General features: G+C 74.4%; 11 protein-coding genes. 6 read left to right on the forward strand and 5 right to left on the reverse strand.

All coding sequences use genetic code 11. The annotated features are described in order from the left end of the window. Positions 1-62: 62 nt before the first annotated feature. The 4 genes from ABTW95_RS13725 to ABTW95_RS13740 all read left to right on the forward strand — a co-directional run bounded on the left by ABTW95_RS13725 (position 63) and on the right by ABTW95_RS13740 (position 4,313). Positions 63-629, forward strand: a complete 567-nt coding sequence (locus ABTW95_RS13725) for a hypothetical protein (RefSeq protein WP_396446878.1) — start codon at positions 63-65, stop codon at positions 627-629. A 47-nt stretch (positions 630-676) separates the two neighbouring features. Next, positions 677-1,735, forward strand: coding sequence for a threonine aldolase family protein (locus ABTW95_RS13730; RefSeq protein WP_500226406.1), 1,059 nt, complete (start codon positions 677-679; stop codon positions 1,733-1,735). A 100-nt stretch (positions 1,736-1,835) separates the two neighbouring features. Then, positions 1,836-3,023 (forward strand): thiolase C-terminal domain-containing protein, encoded by a 1,188-nt coding sequence (locus tag ABTW95_RS13735; protein ID WP_396446876.1) that lies wholly within the window; start codon positions 1,836-1,838, stop codon positions 3,021-3,023. A 390-nt stretch (positions 3,024-3,413) separates the two neighbouring features. Beyond that, positions 3,414-4,313 carry an oxygenase MpaB family protein gene (locus tag ABTW95_RS13740; RefSeq protein WP_396450298.1) on the forward strand — a complete coding sequence of 300 codons (900 nt, stop codon included), beginning with the start codon at positions 3,414-3,416 and terminating at the stop codon, positions 4,311-4,313. 4 nt (positions 4,314-4,317) lie between these two features. Here the strand turns inward: ABTW95_RS13740 and ABTW95_RS13745 are convergent, their stop codons facing one another. Next, on the reverse strand, positions 4,318-5,466 hold the full coding sequence (locus ABTW95_RS13745) for an aminotransferase class I/II-fold pyridoxal phosphate-dependent enzyme (protein WP_500226407.1): 1,149 nt from the start codon (positions 5,464-5,466) through the stop codon (positions 4,318-4,320). Positions 5,467-5,682: 216 nt separating this feature from the next. Here ABTW95_RS13745 and ABTW95_RS13750 point away from each other — a divergent pair, with 216 nt between their 5' ends. Further along, complete coding sequence (locus tag ABTW95_RS13750) at positions 5,683-6,708, forward strand: lysylphosphatidylglycerol synthase domain-containing protein (RefSeq protein ID WP_500226408.1); 1,026 nt, start codon at positions 5,683-5,685, stop codon at positions 6,706-6,708. Between the two features lie 15 nt (positions 6,709-6,723). On the opposite strand, the gene ABTW95_RS13755 is transcribed toward ABTW95_RS13750, so the two are convergent. Continuing rightward, positions 6,724-7,533, reverse strand: a complete 810-nt coding sequence (locus tag ABTW95_RS13755) for an amidohydrolase family protein (RefSeq protein ID WP_396450293.1) — start codon at positions 7,531-7,533, stop codon at positions 6,724-6,726. A 153-nt stretch (positions 7,534-7,686) separates the two neighbouring features. On the opposite strand from ABTW95_RS13755, the gene ABTW95_RS13760 reads away from it, so the two are divergent. Continuing rightward, the gene (locus ABTW95_RS13760) at positions 7,687-10,206 is read left to right on the forward strand and encodes an ATP-binding protein (protein WP_500226409.1); all 2,520 of its coding nucleotides are present in this window, start codon (positions 7,687-7,689) and stop codon (positions 10,204-10,206) included. A 5-nt stretch (positions 10,207-10,211) separates the two neighbouring features. Here the strand turns inward: ABTW95_RS13760 and ABTW95_RS13765 are convergent, their stop codons facing one another. The 3 genes from ABTW95_RS13765 to ABTW95_RS13775 all read right to left on the reverse strand — a co-directional run bounded on the left by ABTW95_RS13765 (position 10,212) and on the right by ABTW95_RS13775 (position 19,254). Further along, complete coding sequence (locus ABTW95_RS13765) at positions 10,212-10,988, reverse strand: SGNH/GDSL hydrolase family protein (protein WP_396450290.1); 777 nt, start codon at positions 10,986-10,988, stop codon at positions 10,212-10,214. Positions 10,989-11,236: 248 nt separating this feature from the next. Continuing rightward, on the reverse strand, positions 11,237-13,255 hold the full coding sequence (locus ABTW95_RS13770) for an MBL fold metallo-hydrolase (protein WP_500226410.1): 2,019 nt from the start codon (positions 13,253-13,255) through the stop codon (positions 11,237-11,239). Beyond that, positions 13,252-19,254, reverse strand: coding sequence for a hypothetical protein (locus ABTW95_RS13775; protein WP_500226411.1), 6,003 nt, complete (start codon positions 19,252-19,254; stop codon positions 13,252-13,254). The genes ABTW95_RS13770 and ABTW95_RS13775 overlap by 4 nt, the downstream gene beginning before the upstream one ends. Between the last annotated feature and the right edge of the window lie 130 nt (positions 19,255-19,384).

Raw genomic sequence — 19,384 nt, forward strand, 5'->3', positions numbered from 1 at the left:
CACGGCCGGTTCGCCTACAGTTTAAGGAGAATCCACCCGAACCGGCCCCTGGAGGGAGCGCCATGACCGTGATCCCGGGTCTCGTCCGCCGCGCCGCCGCCGAGGCGGAGCGCCATCTGCGCGTGGGCGTCGGCGCCCTCGTCAAGGTGGGGCGAGATCTGGAGCGGTCCGCGGAGCTGGGGCGGCTGCTGCCCGCCTACCTCGAACGCGTGGCGACCCTGGAGCAGGCCGTCCGGGAGCAGGACGCCGAGCTGCGCACGATCCGCACCGAGCTCGACTCCCTCGTCGGGCAGCTCAACGACCGGCTGCTGCCGCGCATCGACGAGCGGATGGACGACACCGAGCGCGACCTGGCCGCCGTCGCGACCAGCCTGATCCGCACCGGCCGCGACACCGCCGGCAACCGCACCCGGCTGGAGGCCGCCGAGCGCCGCCTAGGCGACCTGCGCACCAAGGTCGCCCAGCTGGAGCAGCGGACCGGGCTGTGGCGCGACCTGCAGTCCACCGTGGCGCGGTTCGGCGACGACCTCGATGCCATGCGCGCCCGGATGGCGCTGCGCGCCGCCGAGCCCCCGCCGGCCGACGCCTCGCCCGCCCCGGTGCAGAACATCACCGACCGCCCCGCTTGAGAAAGGGCCCCGGAAAAAGGGCGGCCGGCGTCCCCGAGAATGGACGCATGACTCAACCGCCCCAAAACCGCCCCGCCGCCGCGCGCGGATTCGCCAGCGACAACCAGGCCGGCGTCCACCCGGAAATTCTCGCCGCCATCGCCGAGGTCAACGACGGGCACCAGCCCGCCTACGGCGACGACGCCGCGACCGGCCGCCTCCGCGACGTGGTCCGGCGGCACTTCGGCGACCGCGCCGAGGTGTTCCCGGTGTTCAACGGGACGGGCGCGAACGTGGTGTCGCTGCAGGCGATGTCGGAGCGGTGGAGCGCGGTCGTGTGCCCGGAATCGGCGCACATCAACACCGACGAGTGCGGCGCCGCCGAGAAGATCGCCGGACTCAAGCTGATCACCGTCCCGGCCCCCGCCGGGAAGCTGACGCCCGGCCTCGTCGCCGCGTACGCGACGGGGTTCGGCAACATCCAGCGGCGGCAGCCGGCGGTCGTGTCGATCACCCAGAGCACCGAGCTGGGCACCGTCTACACGCCCGAGGAGACCGCGGCGGTCGCGGCGGCGGCGCACGAGCGCGGGCTGACCGTGCACATGGACGGCGCCCGCATCGCCAACGCCGCCGCGTCCCTCGGCGTCCCGCTGCGCGCCCTCACCACCGACGCGGGCGTGGACGTCCTGTCGTTCGGCGGCACCAAGAACGGGCTGCTGCTCGGCGAGGCGATCGTCGTCCTGAACCCGGACGCGGTCCGCGGGGTGAGCTACCTGCGCAAGTCGAGCATGCAGCTGGCGTCCAAGATGCGGTACGTGTCCGCGCAGCTCGTCGCCCTCCTGGACGGCGACCTGTGGCTGCGCAACGCCTCCCACGCCAACGCCATGGCCGCCCGCCTGGAGGCCGCCGCCCGCGCCGTCCCCGGCGTGCGGATCACCCAGGACGTGCAGGCGAACACCGTCTTCGCCCTCATCCCGAAGGACGTGGCCGACCGGCTCCGCAAGCGGTTCCCCTTCTACACGTGGGACGAGTCGACCGGCGAGGTCCGCTGGGTCTGCTCGTTCGACACCACCGAGGAGGACGTGGACGCCTTCGCCGCGGCGCTCGCCGCCGAGATGCCCGGCTGACCGGCGGTTCCATCCCGATCATCGGGAGCGTTCCCGCTCGCCCGGTTCGCGGCGGGTTATCGTGTGACCGAACAGCATTCGGTTACAGGAGGCGAGCCCGATGGCCAACCGCACCTTCGTCGTCGGCGTGGGCATGACCAAGTTCGAGAAGCCCGGCTCCCGCGACTGGGAATACCCCGACATGGCCAAGGAGGCCGTCGGCAACGCCCTCAAGGACGCCGGCATCGGCTACGACAAGGTCGAGATGGCCTACGCCGGCTCCATGTACGGGTCGATGGGCCAGCGCGCCCTCTACGAGACCGGCATGACCGGCATCCCGGTCATGACCGTCATGAACGCGTGCGCCACCGGCTCCAGCGCGCTGTTCCTCGCCCGCCAAGCCGTCCGCGGCGGCCTCGCCGACTGCGCCCTCGCCCTCGGCATGGAGAAGATGAAGAAGGGCTCCCTCGGCGCCGGCATGGGCGAGTCCAAGGTCACCATCATCGACCACCACCTGCGCTCCATGACCGCCGGCCGCGAATGGGAGCTCGACAAGGCGCCCATGCCGCAGATGTTCGGCAACGCCGGACGCGAGCACATGGAGAAGTACGGCTCCACCCCCGACCACTACGCCTGGATCGGTTGGAAGAACCACAAGCACTCGGTCAACAACCCCTACGCCCAGTTCCAGACCGAATACAGCCTCGACGACGTCAAGAACGCCACGATGATCTTCGACCCGCTGACCAAGCTGCAGTGCTCCCCCACCTCCGACGGGGCCGGCGCCGCGATCGTCGCCAGCGAGCGGTTCGTCGACGAGCACGACCTGTGGAGCCAGGCCATCGAGATCGCCGGCCACCACATCGCCACCGACACGCCGCAGAGCTTCGAGGACAACTCCTCCATCCAGGTCGTCGGCTTCGGCGTCTCCCAGCAGGCCGCGAAGAAGGCGATGGACGAGGCCCAGGTCACCATCGACGACGTCGACGTCATCGAACTCCACGACTGCTTCAGCGCCAACGAGCTCATCACCTACGAAGCCCTCGGCATGGCCGAGATCGGAGAAGGCCACAAACTCATCGACGACCAGGCCACCACCTACGGCGGCAAATGGGTCGTCAACCCGTCCGGCGGCCTCATCTCCAAGGGCCACCCGCTCGGCGCCACCGGCCTCGCCCAATGCGCCGAACTGACCTGGCAGCTCCGCGGCCAGGCCGGCAAGCGCCAGGTGGAAGGCGCCCGCGTCGCACTGCAGCACAACATCGGCCTGGGCAGCGCCTGCGCTGTGGCGGTGTACAAGCCCTGCTAGCCCAGGGGGGCGACCCCCTGGAACCCCCGTTAGCGACGCAGGCGATCCTCGCTCCCTTGTTGCGGTCTGTCGTGCCTGTGACGGGCGTGTGCGGGGTCGCTGCGGTCGCCTGCGTCGCCGGGCATGCCCGCTCCGGGCGCTAGAGCGCCCTCCGCGTGCCTGCCCGTGGCGGTCGCTTCGGTCTGCGCCATCGCTCGGGTCTGGTCCAAGAGGGTTTGAATCGTGCTCGTCCAAGAGGCGGCTGTGTTGGTCCAGGGGGCGCCGCCCTTGGAACCCCGCAGCGACGCAGGCATGCCCGCTCCGGGGGCGAGAGGGACGTGTGACAAATGTTGACTCTTGTCTCAGGGGCGATCTAGGCTGGTGGTGCTCGGTCACCGGTCTGGAGGTGTCATGGCCGCCTCGTCCCCGTCCCGTGCTCGCTCCTCCCGGGCGGTCGCGCGCGCGCCGCTGGTGCCGGGGACGCTGCTGTGGCGGTACGCCGGCGACCTGCGGTCGCTGCTGCCCGGGGCCGCCGCCGGGCTGATGCAGCTCATGCATCCGGGCATCGGCGCGGGCGTCGGCGAGCACTCGGCGTTCTTCGACGCGCCGTTCGACCGGATCCACCGGTCCGTCCCGCAGATCTGGGCGACGATCCTCGCGCCGGACGGCGTCACCCGCGCCCGCGGCATCCGCGACCTGCACCGCGGCATCGGCGGCGTCGACGAGCACGGCCGGCGGTACCACGCGCTCGAACCCGAGACGTTCTGGTGGGCGCACGCCACCTTCACATGGGAGATCTTCAAGGCGGCCGAGATCTTCCACCCCGGCACGCTCACGGCCGAGGACCACGAGCAGATGTACGCCGAGACCGTCACCTGGTACTCCCGCTACGGCGTCAGCATGCGGCCCGTGCCCGAGGACTACGCGGCCTTCCAGTCCAAGTTCTGGCACATCTGCGCCAAGACGCTCGAACTCACGCCCGCCGCGGCGCGCGCACTGGAGATCGCCAAACACGGGTCCGAGAGCGTCACGGTCCTGCCCGTCGGCGGCCCCCGGCTCGACCGCGCCGGACGGCTGGTCATCGAGCGGCCGCTGCGGCTGATCACGTTCGGGTGCCTGCCGCCGCTCGTCCGGGAGCGGTTCGACATCCCCTGGTCGCCGCTCGACCAGGCCCGGTTCGCCGCGCTCGCGATGGCCCACCGGCAGGGCTACCGCATCATGCCGAGCGGCATCAACCACTGGGCGCTGCGCAGCATGCTCCGCTACATCGGCGCGCACACCCGCGAGGACCGGTACCAGCCGGCCGCGTGAGGGTTCACACGGCCGCGGCCGCCCGGGGGCGGACCTCCCGGCACGCGGTGAGGATGCGGCGGACGTCGCCGTCCGACAGGCCCGCGTGCGCGGAGAGGCGGACCAGCGTGCGGCCCACCGACGCCGCCGGCGGGAACAGCGCCGCGCTGAAGATGTCGCGGCCGACCAGCGCGTCCCGCATGCGGGTGGCCTCCGACTCCGACCCGGCCTCCAGCGCGATGATCTGCGAGTCGGACTCCACCAGCCGGTAGCCGAGCTCCGCCAGCCCCTCCCGCAGCCGGGCCGTGATCGCGCGGAGCCTCCCGCGCCGCCAGCCCTCCCTGCGCACCACCTTCAACGCCGCGGCCAGGCCCGCGACGTCGTGCGGCGGCAGCGTCGAGCCGAACACCGCCGGGAGCGCGGTGCGGGTGAAGCAGTCCGCGGAGCCGGGACGGTCGCAGGCGATCAGCCCGGCCCTTCCCGGCAGGGCCTTCGCCAGGCTCGCCGTGCGGAAGTCGACGCGGCCGGTGAGGCCCAGCTCGGCGACCAGGCCCGCGCCGCGCTCGCCGTGCGTGCCGAGCGAGTGCGACTCGTCCACGACCAGCAGGCAGCCGTGCTCCTCGGCCACCGCCGCCAGGCCGGCCAGCGGGGCGACCGAGCCGTCGGTGCCGCAGACGGCGTCCACGGCGATCACCCCGGAGCCGCCCGCCTCGATCCGGCGGCGCAGGTGGTCGAGGTCGTTGTGGCGGAAGCAGGCCGGCTCGGCGCCCGCCGCCCGCGCCCCCTCCCACAGCGACGCGTGCGCGAGGACGTCCAGGTAGACGGGGACGTCCGGGCCGGCGATCACCTGCAGCAGCCCGGTGTTGGCCGCCCAGCCCGACGAGCAGAGCACCCCCGCCCGCGCGCCCAGGTGCCGGGCGAACCGCTCGCCGAGGACGACCTGCGGGTGGTCGCCGGGCAGGCAGGGCCCGGTCGCGGGCGGCGCGGCGTCCTCCTCCCGCAGGCCGGCGATCATGGCCTCGGTGACCGCCGGATGCCCGGCGAGGGCGAGATAGTCGCTACAGGTCAGTACGATCGCCCGGTCGCCGGGGGCCTTCGGCGCCGCGGCCCGGCGGCCCCGCGCGCCCCGGAACACCCTGATGCGTTCGCCCAGCCGCTGGTGAGCGCTGGTCATGGTCGTCACACTCCCCGGTCAAATGATCATCACGTTCCGTAGCGGACCCTAATCATAGGGTGAAAACAATCTCGGGCGAGGACCAAAACCGCGCGCCGCCGGGGAAAGTTCACCGGCCGTCCCGGCCGTGTTCCGGACTCGGCGCGCGAAAACACCCCATATCGTGCACGTCACCGGGTATCACCTGGTCACGCGCTCTCCATCCGAACGTGGGGTGTGAACACGATCACCGCCGAACGCGCCGCGGTGCCCGCCGAGCTCCCCGATCTCGGCGTCCGCACCGCACCGCTTCCCGCCGTCCAGCGGGTCCTCCGGGCCCGCTGGACGATCCTCGGGGTGCTCCTCGCGGGCCTCGCCGCGGTCCTGCTGGCGACCCTCGGCCCGCTGCGTCCCGCGGCGTCCGCGCTCGGCGCCATGCGCTGGGAGTTCCTCCCGGCGCTGGTCCTGCTCTCGCTGATGCACTACGTGTGCTCCGCGCTCGCGCTGCGCGGCGCGGCGGGCCGTCCGCTGCCGCTCGCCACCACGACGCTCGCGCAGTTCGCCGCGTCCGCCGCGAACCGGATCACCCCGGGCGGCCTCGGCGCCGTCGCGGTCAACACCCGCTACCTCGTCTGCCGCGGCCTGCCGCTGCCCCGCGCGGTGGTCGCCGTCGCGGTCCTGCAGGTGGCGGGCGTCCCCGCCGACCTGCTGCTGCTGGGCGCCGTCCTCGGCCTCGGCGGCGGGAACGGCCGGATGCTGGACGCCCTCGGCGAGCACGCCGCGCACGCCGCCGGGCTCGTCCCGCCGCTCCCGCTGCTCGTCGCCGGCGGGGTGCTGCTGCCCGCCGCCGTGCTGTGGGGCCGCCGCGCGGCCCGCTCCGCCGCCGTCGGGCGGGCGCTCGCCGGGTTCGCCGACCTGTGCCGCCGCCCGCGCGACCTGCTGCTCACCCTGGCCGCGTCCGCCGGAACCACGTTCGCCCTCGCGGTGGCGTTCGCGCTCTGCGTCCTCGCCGTCCCCGCGACGGCGGTGGGGCCCGCCGACCTCCTCGCCCTCCTCGCCGCCTACCTGGTGGGAGCCGCCGCCGGGGCCGCCGTCCCGCTGCCCGGCGGCGTCGGCTCCACCGAGACCGCGCTCGTGGCCGCGCTCGCCGCGCTCGGCGTCGAGGCCGGACCGGCCCTGCACGCCGTCCTGCTGTTCCGCGCGGTCACGTTCTGGGCGCCGGTCCCGCTGGGTCTCCTCGCCTGCCGGACGCTCCGCCGGTGACCTTTACGTTGTAGATCAAAGATGGAAGACCTTCGCGGCGTTGCCGGACAGGAACGCCTCCCTCGCCTCGTCGCCGAGGCCGAGGTCGTCCAGCCCCTTCAGGGCCCGGTCGGCGGTCAGCATCGGGTAGTTGGTGCCGAACATGACCTTGTGGTGCCTGTCCTGCGTCATGTACCGGACGAGCTCCGGCGGATACCTGCGCACCGTGTACGCCGACGTGTCGATGTAGACGTTCGGGTGCTTGCGGCACACCGCGACCATCTCCTCGGTCCACGGGTAGCCGATGTGCCCGCCGACGATGACCAGCTCGGGGAAGTCGAGCGCGACCTGGTCGATGTACGGGATCGGCCGCCCCGTCTCGCTCGGCCGCAGCGGGCCGGTGTGCCCGACCTGCGTGCAGAACGGGATGCCCAGCTCCACGCATTCCGCGAAGAGCGGGTAGTAGAGGCGGTCGGTGGGCGGCAGCTCCCAGAGCCACGGCACGACGCGCAACCCCCTGAAGCCGAGTTCGCGCACGCACCGCCTCAGCTCCCGCACGGCCTCCATGGGCTTGCGCAGGTCGACCGACGCGATGCCCATCAGCCGGCCCGGGGCCTGCTCGACGAACGAAGCGACCTCGTCGTTGCTCACCAGGTCGCCCTCCGGCCCGTACCAGGCGCTGATGAGGCCGATGTCCACTCCCCCGGCGTCCATGGCCGCGACGGTCGCCTGGACGGGCGGCTGCTCCGCCGGCGGCTTCCGCCCGAGCCACCGCCACAGCGAATCGAGCATCTCGTGCTGCAGAAACCGGACCGTCCCGTGCTGCATCCAAGCGTCGACGACCATGAATCCCTCCCCCTGCAAACAGAACCCCATTCTGCTTCCCTGGAACAGCGTCCTGTCAATGGGCGGGACGGCCGCCCACCGATCTTCGTCCGGCCAGGCGAGGATCGTTAGGACTTACCACGTATACCCCTGCTCCTGCGACAAAATGACACCGTGTTCTCCTGGCGCCGCCGCTCCGTCCTGCTGGGCCTCATCGGCTTCAGCTGCCTGCTCATCGGTCTCACCGTGCTGTTCGCCGAGCTGGGGCTGGACAACGCGGACAAGCTGGCGAGCGTGTTCGGCGCGTTCAGCGGCGTGTCCGGCCTGGCGATCGCCGGCGTCGGCCTCTTCCAGGACAGGAGCCCGCGGAGGGAGAACACCGGGGTCGCCTCCGAGCAGCTGGAGGCCCTGGCGCGCGCCCTGCGCCGGCCCGCCGCGATCCCCGTCCGCGCGGCGCGGAGCCTGCCGACGGACATTCCGGATTTCGTGGACCGCGAGACGGTGCTGGAGCGCATCGAGGCCGCGGCCGGCCGCGCCGGCTCCGGAACGGCGGCCGTCTGCACGATCAGCGGGATGGCCGGTGTCGGCAAGACGGCCCTGGCGGTCCGCGCCGCGCACAGGCTCGCGGACTCCTTTCCCGACGGCGCCCTGTTCCTGAACCTGCACGGGCACAGCGCCGACCAGGCGCCCGTCCCGCCCGGCAGGGCGCTGGAGGCCCTGCTCCACGGGCTGGGCCTGGCACCCGATCAAGTCCCCGAGTCCCTGGAGGAGCGCGCCGCGTTGTGGCGGTCGCAGACCGCGGACTCCCGCACGCTCGTGGTCCTGGACAACGCCGCGGACGACCGGCAGGTGGTGCCGCTCATCCCCGCGGGCCCCTGCCTCACGATCGTCACGAGCCGGCGCCGGCTCGTCCTGGACGGGGGGCAGGTCGTCGCCCTCAACGCGCTCGCGACGCAGGACGCGGTGCGGCTGCTGACCGGCGCGGTCGGGGCGGAGCGGCTGCAGAGCGGCTCCGGAGAGGTCCGGGAGATCGTCTCCCGATGCGGCCGCCTCCCGCTCGCCGTCCGGCTGGCCGCCGGGCACCTCCAGTCCCACCCGGCCTGGACGCCGGGGAACCTGCTTTCGGAGATGAGGGAGGCCGAGGCGCGGGATGATCTGCCCATTCCAGGGCAGAACGGCGTAATGGCCGCCTTCCACCCCTCCTACGAAGGAATCACCCCCGACCAGCAGCGTTTGCTACGGCGCCTGGCACTCCACCCGGGTACCGACTTCGACGTGCCGGCGGCCGGAGCCCTGTACGGCGGAACCATCGCCGATACCGCGGCCGGCCTGGAGGCCCTGAGCGAGCAGAGCCTGCTGGAGGAGCCCGCCTATCGGCGATACCGGCTGCACGACCTCGTCCGGGACTTCGTCCTGCATCGCGTCGAACAGGAGCTCCCGGCCGAGACCTCCGCCGCGAGGGCTCGGCTCATCGACTACTACACGGCGGCGTCGGTGCGCGCCGAGCGGGTCATCAACCTCCTCGGCTTCAGGGACTCCGAGAACGAGATCGAGCACCCGCCGGCCGAGGCCCCGGCCTTCGCCTCGCACGCGGAGGCGATGGCGTGGCTGGAGACCGAACGCCCGAACCTCCACGCATGCGTCGAACTCGCCGTCGAGGGCGGCCAGACGGCCCGCGCGGCGCGCCTCGCCCGCGCGATGGCGTACTTCCTGCGCCTCAGCGGCCACTGGACGGACGCCGCGGACCTGTGCCGCCGGGCCGCGCAGTGGTGCGCGGATCTCGGCGACTCGGCGTGCTCCGCCGACATGGTCTTCCTGAGCGGCGACATCGCGAGGCTGACCGGCCGGCATCGCGAGGCCAGGTCCTACTACGAGCAGGCGCTGGCGGTCTACCGCGAGTCGGGGGACCGGCACCGGGAGGCGCGGACCCTGCACTCGTTGGGCGACCTCGACCGCATGCAGCACCGGTACGAGGCGGCGATAGACATCTACACGCGGGCGCTGACCGTGTACGAGAGCACCGGAAACCGCCTCTCCAGTGCCCGGGCCGTGCACAGCATCGCGGACGCCCACCGTCTCGCAGGCAACGGTGAGGCGGCGATGGACCAGTACGAGACGGTCCTCGGCATGTACCGCGAACTGGAGGACCCGGTCGGCGCCGTCCGCGCTCGTCACGGCATCGCCGACGTCCAGGTCCTCGGCGGAAACGGTCTCCAGGCGCTTCCGGCCCTCCAGGACGCCCTGCGGGCGTACCGGGAACTGGGAGATCGGCTCGGCGAAGCCGACGCCCTGCACAGCATCGGCGCCGCCCATCTCGCGGCCGGAGAGCCGGACGAGGCCGTCCGCCACCTGCGTCAAGCACGCGACGTGTACATCTCTCTAGGCGACGAACGCCAAGAGGTGCAGACCCTCCTCAAACTCGGGCAGGCGCACGCGGCGGCCGGCGACCTGGAAGAGGCTCTGGCCTCCTGCGAGGCCGCCGCGGCGGCCTCGCAGGAGGCCGACGACCTGTACCTGCGCGCCGACGCCGAGCGTCTCCTCGGGCGGCTCCTCCTCTCCGCCGGCCGCCGCGACGAGGCGGCCGCGCACCTGCGGGCCGGGCTCGGGCTCCTGCGGGAACTCGGATCACCGCTGGCCGACGACCTCCGGGCCGAGCTCCGCCGGGCGGAACCCGGCCCGGCCGAAGAGCCCTAGACCGGTCAGGCCTGCTTCTTGAGGGCGAGGCTCGCGGAGCCGGTCATCGCGGGCAGGTAGCCGAGGCGGTGGCCGCGGGCGGTCGGGTGGTAGGACGATTCGAGCGGGATCGTCACCGCGTTGAGCCAGTCGTCGCCCGAGCACAGCTCGTGGCCGGCGAACTCGTCGCGGACGTCCGACCAGGTGAAGCCGGCGCGCCCGGCCGCACTGGCGATGACGCCGTCGAGGGTGTCGGCGGCCTCGTTCAGCGCGGTGCGCTTGGCGTTGCTCAGCCCCACGCACACGCTGACGATCTTGTAGAGGTGCGGGTAGCCGAGCACCACCACGCGGGCCGACGGGGACTTGGCGCGGATCTTGGAGTACAGGGAGTCGAGCCGGCCGGGCAGGGTGTTGCGCATGTAGCTCTCGGCCTCCGCCACCCGGCTCTGGCAGGTCGAGGTCGAGTGCAGGACGCAGGTCTGCATGACGTCGGCGAACCCGGCGTCGTTGCCGCCGGCCGTGAGGCTGACGAGCGTCGTGGACGAGCTGAGCGCGCCGAGCTGCCCGCTCGCGACGGTCGCGGTGGTCGCCCCCGAGCAGGCCACGAACTTGAACGACGACGTCGAGTGCGCCGCCGCCCACAGGTTCGGGTAGGCGTTGGCGCTGCGGTTGCACGACCCGCTGCCTGGGTCGTAGCTTCCGGCCCCCGTGCCGGACGAGTAGGAATCCCCGAGTGCGACGTAGTTGGTCCCGGCCGCCGAGGCGGAACCGGTCCAGAGCAGTGATGTGGCGGCGAAGGTCACCGCACCGAGAGCGGCGACACAGGGGCGGGAAAGACGCATCTGCACTCCGGAGCGTCGTATCGAATTGTGCCGTCCCGCTTATACCCGGCCCGCCATTCTGCCAAGCCCCTGACCTGATCAACAATATTTGTCACAATTCGCCGTTGCAATCCCGAAATCAGTGGAATTCTCAGCCGTCAAGACATAAGAGATAACAACCATTTTCCATGGAATCACGGCAGCCCCGGAGAGCACAGGGGCCACTCCGGTCAACTGCGGCCGTCCGGGCGCCAGGGACCGGTCGCGACCGGCCGGGCGCCCCGGACGCGGAGGGTCTCGGCGAACGTGCGCTGCCGCCCGGGAATCCCGTGGACGAGCATCACCTCCCGCGCCGCGACCTCGTCGGCGACGCCGAGAAGACCGCGGCGGTCGGCGTGCGCGGAAAGGCGGACCGTCGCCACGCGGGCGCGCACCGGAACGGCGGTCCCGCGGCCGTGCCCGGGCAGGAAGAATTCCCCGCCCTTTTCCGCGAGGTCGAGCAGCGCCCGGCCCGGGGACTCCTCGTCCTGGTATCCGGAGATGAACAGGGCGCTGCCCGGTTCGGGGAGGATCCGGCCCGCCCACTGGACGGCCGGCCCGCCCGTCAGCATGCCGGACGTGGAGATGACGACCCCGGTGCGGAAGGCGTCCAGCTCGGCGGGGCGGTTCGCGACCGCGGCGGCGCCGCCGAACACGCGCAGCGCCGGGTCCAGGGACTCGAACACGTGGGCCAGCTCGGCGGCCATGCCGTCCAGCCGGACCGGCACGTCCGGCAGGTGCCGCCGCAGGATCAGCGCGATCTCCTGGGCGCGGCCCAGCGCGAACGCGGGGATCAGGACCCGGCCGCCGCCCCGGTGGACGTCGGCGACCGCGCGCACCAGCTCGTCCACCCGCATGTCGCGGTCGTCGTGGTCCTCGGTGCAGCAGGTCGACTCCATGACGAGCAGGTCGGCGCCGCGGGCGGACTCGGGCACGGCGCAGCCGCCGACCGTCTCCTGCCGGAAGCCCGAGATGTCGCCCGTGATGACGGCGCGGCGGTCCCCGGCGCGCACCACCGCCCCGGCCGCGCCCAGGATGTGCCCGGCGGGGAACAGCTCGACGGTCAGCGCCCCGATCCGGCGCGGCGCCCCGAACGGCAGTTCCTCGCACCGCCGGGCCGCGGCATCCACCTCCGGCGGCCCGTAGAGGACGTCGCCGGCGTCGCCCCAGCGGGCCCGGCCGCGCTCCCGCGCCGCGAGGACCTTCGCGGTGTCGGCCCACATCACCGGCATGAGCGCCGCGGTCTCCGGCGACGCGAGCACCCGCAGGCCGGGGCGGCGGGCGACCAGGGCGGGCACGTAGCCGCAGTGGTCGTTGTGGGCGTGGGTGACGACGACCGCGTCCAGCGATCCGCCGAGAGCGCGGCCGATGTCGCGGGGCGGCTCGGCGCGGTCGCCGGGGCGCAGCCCGGCGTCCACGAGGATCCGCGTCCCGCCGGCCTCGACGAGCACGCAGGAGCCGCCGATGTGCGTGTCCCCGCCGAGCGGCACGACCCGCAGGCCCAGTTCGGTGACGGCCGCGGGCGGCGGCGCCGGATCCACGAGCGCCCGCAGGAAGGCGAGGGCCTTCCCGGGGTCGTCGATGCCGGCGGCACGGGCCGCCGGGCCGGCGCTGCGGTGTGCGGAGGAGGGGTTCTCCAGTGCGGCGAGGAGGGCCGCCGCCAGGGCGCGCGGGTCCGCCCAGCGGTGCCGCTCGGTCGCCAGCCGCCGGGTCAGGGCGTCCGCGCGCTCTTCCTGCTCCGCGAGCGCCTCCCGGGTCGCGGCGAGCCGCTCGGACGCCTCGCGCGCGTCGCGGCGCGCGTATTCGAGGCGCCCCTGCTCGGTCCTGACGCGCCCGCGCAGGTGGTCGATGCGGCGGGCGGCGCGCCCGGCGTCGCGCTCCGCGCGCTCGGCGGCCCGGTCGCGGCGCCGGATCCAGCCCAGCCCGGCCCGGACGACGCCGGTGTCGGGGTGCAGCAGGACGGCGGCCAGCGCGCGTGCCTCGCCGCCGGCGTCCCCGAGCCGCTCGGCGGCGCGGGCGCGCAGCGCCGGGAACCGCTCGACCGCGTCCAGCAGCAGGGCCGGGCGCTCCGCGGCCAGCACGGCGGGATCGGACGCGAGGCGGGCCGCGGACGGGCGTTCCAGCACCGCGAGCGCCACCGCGCGCAGCACCGCCGCGAGCGCGTCCGGCGCGAGGGCCGGCCCGGCCTCCGCGCCGCCGGCGGCGGTCATCCCGCGGCCGCCCGCCGGGCGGCGTCGGCGAGGACGGGCTCGCAGCCGAGGAGGCCGTCCGCGGCCTCCAGCGCGCCGAGCACCCGCAGCGCCTCCACCAGGTCCCCCGGGTCGCCGTAGCCGTGGCCGCGCAGGTCCGCGGGGGTGAGCCCGGGCGTCTCGTCCTCGCCGTAGAGGGCGAGGAGGGCGGCGAGGTCGTCGGCGGTGCCGCGGTCGTCCTCCTGGACGAGCACGCGCCACGCGGCCGCGAGGCACGGGTCGGCGCGGACGCCGGTGTCGTCCAGGAGCGCCTCCGGCCTGGCGCGCACCTGCCGCAGCACGTCGTCGAGGACCTGGTCGCGGTCGCGTCCGGCGACGGCGGTGACGACGCGCCCGGCCAGCGTCGGCCAGCCGCCGGTGCGCCGGAGGAGCTCGCGCTGCCCGGCGTCGTCGGGGAAGCCCAGCGAGTCCTCCAGCATCCACTGCCGGATCGCGGGCGCGTCGAAGCGGCGCAGCGGCACCAGCTCGACGTCGTCGTCGGCCGCGCGGCGGAGCCATCCCGCGGCGGAGGCGGGGCCGGCGACCAGCACGACGGACAGGGTGCCCTCCCCGGCGGTGTCGGCGACCGCGTGCCGCGCCTCGGCGAACCGCCGCTCGAACTGCTCGCCGTCGCGGGCCGCGTGCAGGTCGACGACGATGACGTCGTGGCCGGGGTGCCGGCGGGCGCGCAGCACCGCGCTGTCGAACGTCCCCTCCCCCGGCCGGACGACCCGGATCTCCAGGTCGGCCCGGCCGGACGGCATGGCCTGCAGCGACGCCGCCACCCGCTCGGCGTGCAGCGCCGGCGACCCGGCGACCACGTGGACGAGCCGGCCCGGCCGCAGCAGCCCGGTGATCTGCCCGATGCTGAGCGGCGCGCGGTCCGGACCGGCCAGGTGCGGCATCCGGTAGGAGTGCGCGTCGAACTCGTCGGGGTCGTCGAAGTCGGCGGCGTTCTCCAGCACGTTCTCGATCTCGCGGACGCCGCCGAGCAGCCGCAGCACGTGCGGGGTGCGCAGCCGGTAGCGGCCGCCGTCCTCGCCGAGGACGCCGAGGTTGACGCATTCGGCGAGCAGGCTGCGGAAGTCGTCGCCGCTGCAGTCCTCGAACCCGCGCGCCCACCAGTACCGGCACTCCTCCAGCAGCTGCCGGACGGTGAGCGCCTCGCCGGCGGCGCCGTCGTCGAGCGCGTGCAGCGCCACCGTGTAGGCGATGACCTTGTAGCGCTTGTCGAGGGTGAGGGTGTCGTCGAACCGCTTCTGGAAGCCGTCCAGGAGCTTCTGGTCGCGCCAGACCTCCGCCACGTCCTCCCGGGTGATCTCGTAGGGGAGGGTCCGCGGCGTCTCCCGCAGCAGGGCGAGCAGCTTCCCGGCGAACAGCTGCACGAGCGCCGGCGCGTTGTTGGCCTCGGCGATCACCCGCGCGGCGAGCATCTCGGGGAAGGTGTACCCGAGCGTGGCGAGCGGGCGGACGAGCAGGTCGAACGCGTCCTGCGGGTCCAGCGGGCCGATCGCGATGGGCTCGCCGAGCTGCGTCAGCGGCTGGTTCGGCAGGCCGTGGAACCGCGCGGTCTGGTGCAGGCCCGCCCACACCACCTTGACGCGGCGGCCGGTGTCCTCCATGAGGGTGCGCAGGGCGGTGACGTCCTCGAAGCGGCCCCGCTCGGCGTCCCGGTTGAGGAAGGCGTCGGCCTCGTCCAGCAGGATGAGCAGCTGCCGGTTCCGGTCGGCGTCCGCCCAGCGCCGGACCGCGTCGATCACCTGGTCGCGGCCCGTGAGCCCGGCCCGCACGACGCCGGCGTTGGCGAGCTTGTCGCCGAGGATCGGCCACAGCGATATCGACCGGACCTTCCCGACCGTCTGGATGGTCTCCAGGATCACCGTGCGGTTCGGGTCGGCGGCCAGATCGCGCTCGGCCTTGCGCAGCAGCGCCGACTTGCCGAGCTGCCGCCCGCCGAACACGAACGACGGGCCCCTGCGGTCGGTGACCTTGCGGAGCTGCTCGGACCGCCCGTAGAACATCTCCTCCGGGACGTCCCCGGCCGGGGTGTAGGGGTCGGTGGCGGTGAACGGCGCCATCAGCGCGACCGCGACCGACCAGTCCTGCGGCCGGCACGCCAGGTAGGCGATCGCGGCGTCGTCGAGGACCCCGGAGACCGGCGCGCGGCGCCTCCGTGCGGCCTCGCCGAGCTGCGCGCGGTCGTCCGCGGACAGGACGCCGAAGTACAGCACCAGGACGGTCTCGCCCTCGGGCTGCCCGCCCAGCAGGTCGGCCAGCTGCTGCGGGCCGGGGCGCCCCCAGTGCAGCAGCAGCCGCAGCCGCCCGCCCGACGGGCTCTTCTGCGACCCGAAGGCCGGCAGCAGCGCCCCGCCGGCCGAGCCGACGTGCCGGACCTCGTCCAGGACGATCCACATCCGGTCCGGCCCCTGGTCGGCGCCGCCCTGCGTCCCCTCCAGCCCGATCATCTTGAGGACCGCGCCGATCAGCGAGCGCAGGTTCCCCGGCGTCTTGCTGCGGCCCTCGCGCAGGTTCAGCCACTTGCGCAGCCCCTCGCCCGCGACCCGGCGGGACGCCTCGCGCATCTGCGGGATATCGGCGCCGGCGCCGGCGAGCAGGCCGTACAGCTCCGGTTCGGCGACGTCCCGGCCGGCGATCAGCGCGTCCTTCAGCGCGTCGATGTACCCGCTGGTCTCCTGCTTGCGGGCGCGCTTGCCGGTCTGCCGGGAGTGCCGGTGGAACGCGTCCGGGAACGCGGGGTAGAAGCGCTCGAAGTCGGGGCTCTCCGCCTTCTCCGGGAGCTGCTTGCCGGCCTGCAGCTGCGCGATGAACTCGCGCGCGGTCGTCAGGTCGCGGCGCTCGATGCGCTCTTCGACGCGCTCGGCGTCGGCCGCGCGCAGGCCGCCGGCCCGCCGCGCCTCGGCCAGCGCCTCGCGCGCCGCCCGGACGCTCGCCTCGCACCGCTCCTCCAGCCGGGCGCGCAGCGCGCCGAGCTCGCGCCCGATCCGGTCGAAGTCGTCCCGGTCGCCGGCGGTGAGCAGCCGGACCGCCTCCTCGGCCTCGCGTTCCTCGCCCTCGGTGAGCAGCCCGTCCCGCCGCGACATCGCGATCAGGTCGCGCAGCTCCTCGACGCTCTCGTCGCGCCCGGCGCGGGCGTCCCGGACCAGCTCGCCGCGGCGCTCCCGGAGCCGGGCGGCGGCCTCCGGGTCGAGCGCCTCCAGGACGGACACGACCGCCCGCGTGCCGCCGTGGTCGAGCCGCGCGGCCCGCGCCTCGAACACCTTCTCCCAGTCGGGCGGCCCGGCGTGCGCGACCGCCGCCAGCTCCGCCAGGGCGGCGTCCCGGGCGGGCCGCAGCGTGCGCGGGTCGAGCGCGAGGCCGGCGGCCGCGAGCAGGTCCCGGTTGAGGACGTGCGCGGCGGGCGGTTCGGTCTCGGCCGGCCGCTCCCCGTCCAGCAGCGCGAACGCGCCGCCGAGCAGGTGGCGCGCGGCGTCCGCGGCCGCCTCGCCCGCGGTGCCCGCCGACGCGGCGAGCGCCGCGTCGATCTCCGCGCGCCGCCCGGCGACGGCGTCGCGCAGCTGCCGCAGCGGCGCCACCCGCCAGTCGCGGTCGCCGGACGCGGCGTCCTCGTGCTCCTTCACCGCCGCCGCCCAGCGCCCGGCCGCGCCGAGCGCGCCGTCGATCCGCTCGCGCAGCCGCCGGCGCGCCCCCGCGATGATCGGCCTGCCCTTCTTGGGGCTGTTGACCCGCCCGTCGGTCTCGTCGATCAGCCGGTCGACGCCGGCGCCGCCGCGCAGCCGGACGACCTCCGCCGCCACCTCCCCGGCCCGCGCCGCGTCGTCCTCGGCGGCCGGCCGCAGCAGCCGCCGGACCTCGCCGTCCGCCGACAGCAGCGCCTTCCACACCTCGGTCGCGCGGGCCAGCTTGACGGTGCGGTGCGGGGCCTCCTCCAGCAGCCGGGCCGCCTCCCTGGACGCGGCGTCGCGGGCCTGCGCCAGCTCGGCGGCGCCGCGGATCCAGCCGTCCATGCCGGGCCCCAGGTAGACCCCGGCCCGCGCCGCCTGCGCGAACGCCTCACCGCACTCCTTGAGGACGGGCTGCCCGGACACGACGACGTTCAGGCACTCCACCACGCGCGCCGTCTCCGGATACACGAGGCCCGCCCGGATCGCCGCCGCCCACGCCAGCAGCCCGCCCGCCGGGTCGTCGGCGAGCGCCTTGGCGTCCAGCTCCCGGGACGCGGCGGCGAACTCGGCCGACAGCGCCCCCGCGTACACGCCCATCTCGCCGGCGAGCGCCGCGCACCAGCGGGCGGCGGCCTCGGCGTCCGGCCGCCCGGCCGCCTCGCGCAGCCAGCCCGCCAGCCCGAACCGCCGGTCGCGCAGCGCGGCGGCCTCGGCGGCGACCAGCTCGTCCGTCTCCGCGGGCGGCTGCGGGGCCTGCGGCGTCTCCGGCTCCTCCGGCTCCTCTCCGGCGGGGCGGGCGGTCCGGTCGCGCCGGTGCCCGGTGCGCGCCGCCGGGGGCTGCGGCTCGGCTCCGGCCGCCTCTCGGAGGAAGGCGTCGAGGGCATGGAGCTCATCCTGGTCGGGGGCGGTCTCGTCCTTCGGCGCCTCCCGGGGAGCCGGCACCTCGACCACGTGGCCGGGATCGTCGGCCGGCTCCGGCGCGTCCGGCGGGCCGGCTTCTCGGGCCGGGCCGGGCTCTCGGACTGCGGACGGCTCTTGGCCCGGACCGGGCTCTCGGACTGCGGACGGCTCTTGGGCCGGGGCGGGCTCTTGGGCCGGGGCAGGCTCTTGGACTGGGGCGGGGGTCTCCTCCCGTGCGGGCTCGCCGGGGGCTTCTCCGATCGCGAGCTCCCCCATCAGCGCCACGTCGATGAGGCGGTGCCAGCGCTCGGGCAGCTCCGCACGCGCGCGCTCCGCCAGGGCGGGTGCGCGCAGCCGGTCGTCAGCCCGCACCTGGATCAGCTCCGCGAGCACGGCCAGATCGGCGTCCCCGTCGTCCGCCGCCCGCCGCACCTCCGCCAGCAGCTCGGCCTCGGACTCGGGCCCTTCGACGCGCCGCAGGGCGCGGACCCGGTCGTCCCTGCGGCCGGCCTGCAGCATGGCCCGGACCGCCGCCGACAGCTCGTCCAGCTCGACCGGCCGCTCCTCGGGGAGGATCCGCGCGGCGAGACCGTCGAACCCGGTGGCGACGCACTGGACGACTACCAGGTCGCCGTCGTCGGGCCGCCGGCCGTCCCGCAGATGCCCGGCGACGCGCTCCGCCGCGTCCGCCGCGCTCGCGAAACGCGTGCGCAGCTCGTCGAGCTGCGCTTCGAGCTGCTCCGGCTCGGGGGCGGCGGACTGCTCCCCGGCGGCGATCGCCCTCAGCTCCAGCAGGCCGACGGGGGTTTCGGGCAGCCCGGGATGCACTTCCCTGAGCGCCTCCCACACGGCCCGCACCCCGGGCGTCCTCTCCGCCGGCTCCGCCGCCAGCAGGCCGAGCGCCACCACCGCGAGCGGACGGTCCTCCATGACGGCCCGCACCAGCCCCCAGCGCACGAGTGCGACGGGAGCGTCCCACGCCAGCAGCGTGCGCAGCCTGGGAGCCCGCTCCAGTACGTCCGCGGCCGTGTCCGCGCCGAGGAGCTTCGCGCAGTCGTCCGCGCCGAGTTCGTCGGCGTTCCCGAAGTCGTGCACGAAGCACGCCTCGAAGAGCCGGCGCAGGCGCCCTCTGCGCCGCTGGTCGCCGTGCCGCATGGTGCGCAGCACCTGCTCGGGCGCCCCGGCGGGCATCTTCTTGCCTCCGCCGAGGCGCACGACGTCGAGTACGGCGCGCTGGAACTCGGGCGGCCCGTGCCGCAGGAGCTCCCGGACGTCCTCGGCCGACACCGCCGCCAGCGCCACGTCCTCCAGCTCGGTCAGGTCACCTGCCAGTTCACCGAGCGGCCCGAAGGGCGCGGTCCCGCCCTCGCAGTCTCCGCACCGGACCCCGTGCCCCATGTCGCCCCGCCTCCCGCTGCCTCCATCGCTCGACGACAAGGTAACGCGGTCCACTGACTTTCGTCATCAAAACTCAAAATGACTGTTGATTGAATCAACAATGATCTATGTTCGGCGTTCTCCCCATCCT

It is taken from the genome of Spirillospora sp. NPDC127506, assembly GCF_040302145.1.
In the GTDB taxonomy this organism is placed as follows: Bacteria; Actinomycetota; Actinomycetes; order Streptosporangiales; family Streptosporangiaceae; genus Spirillospora.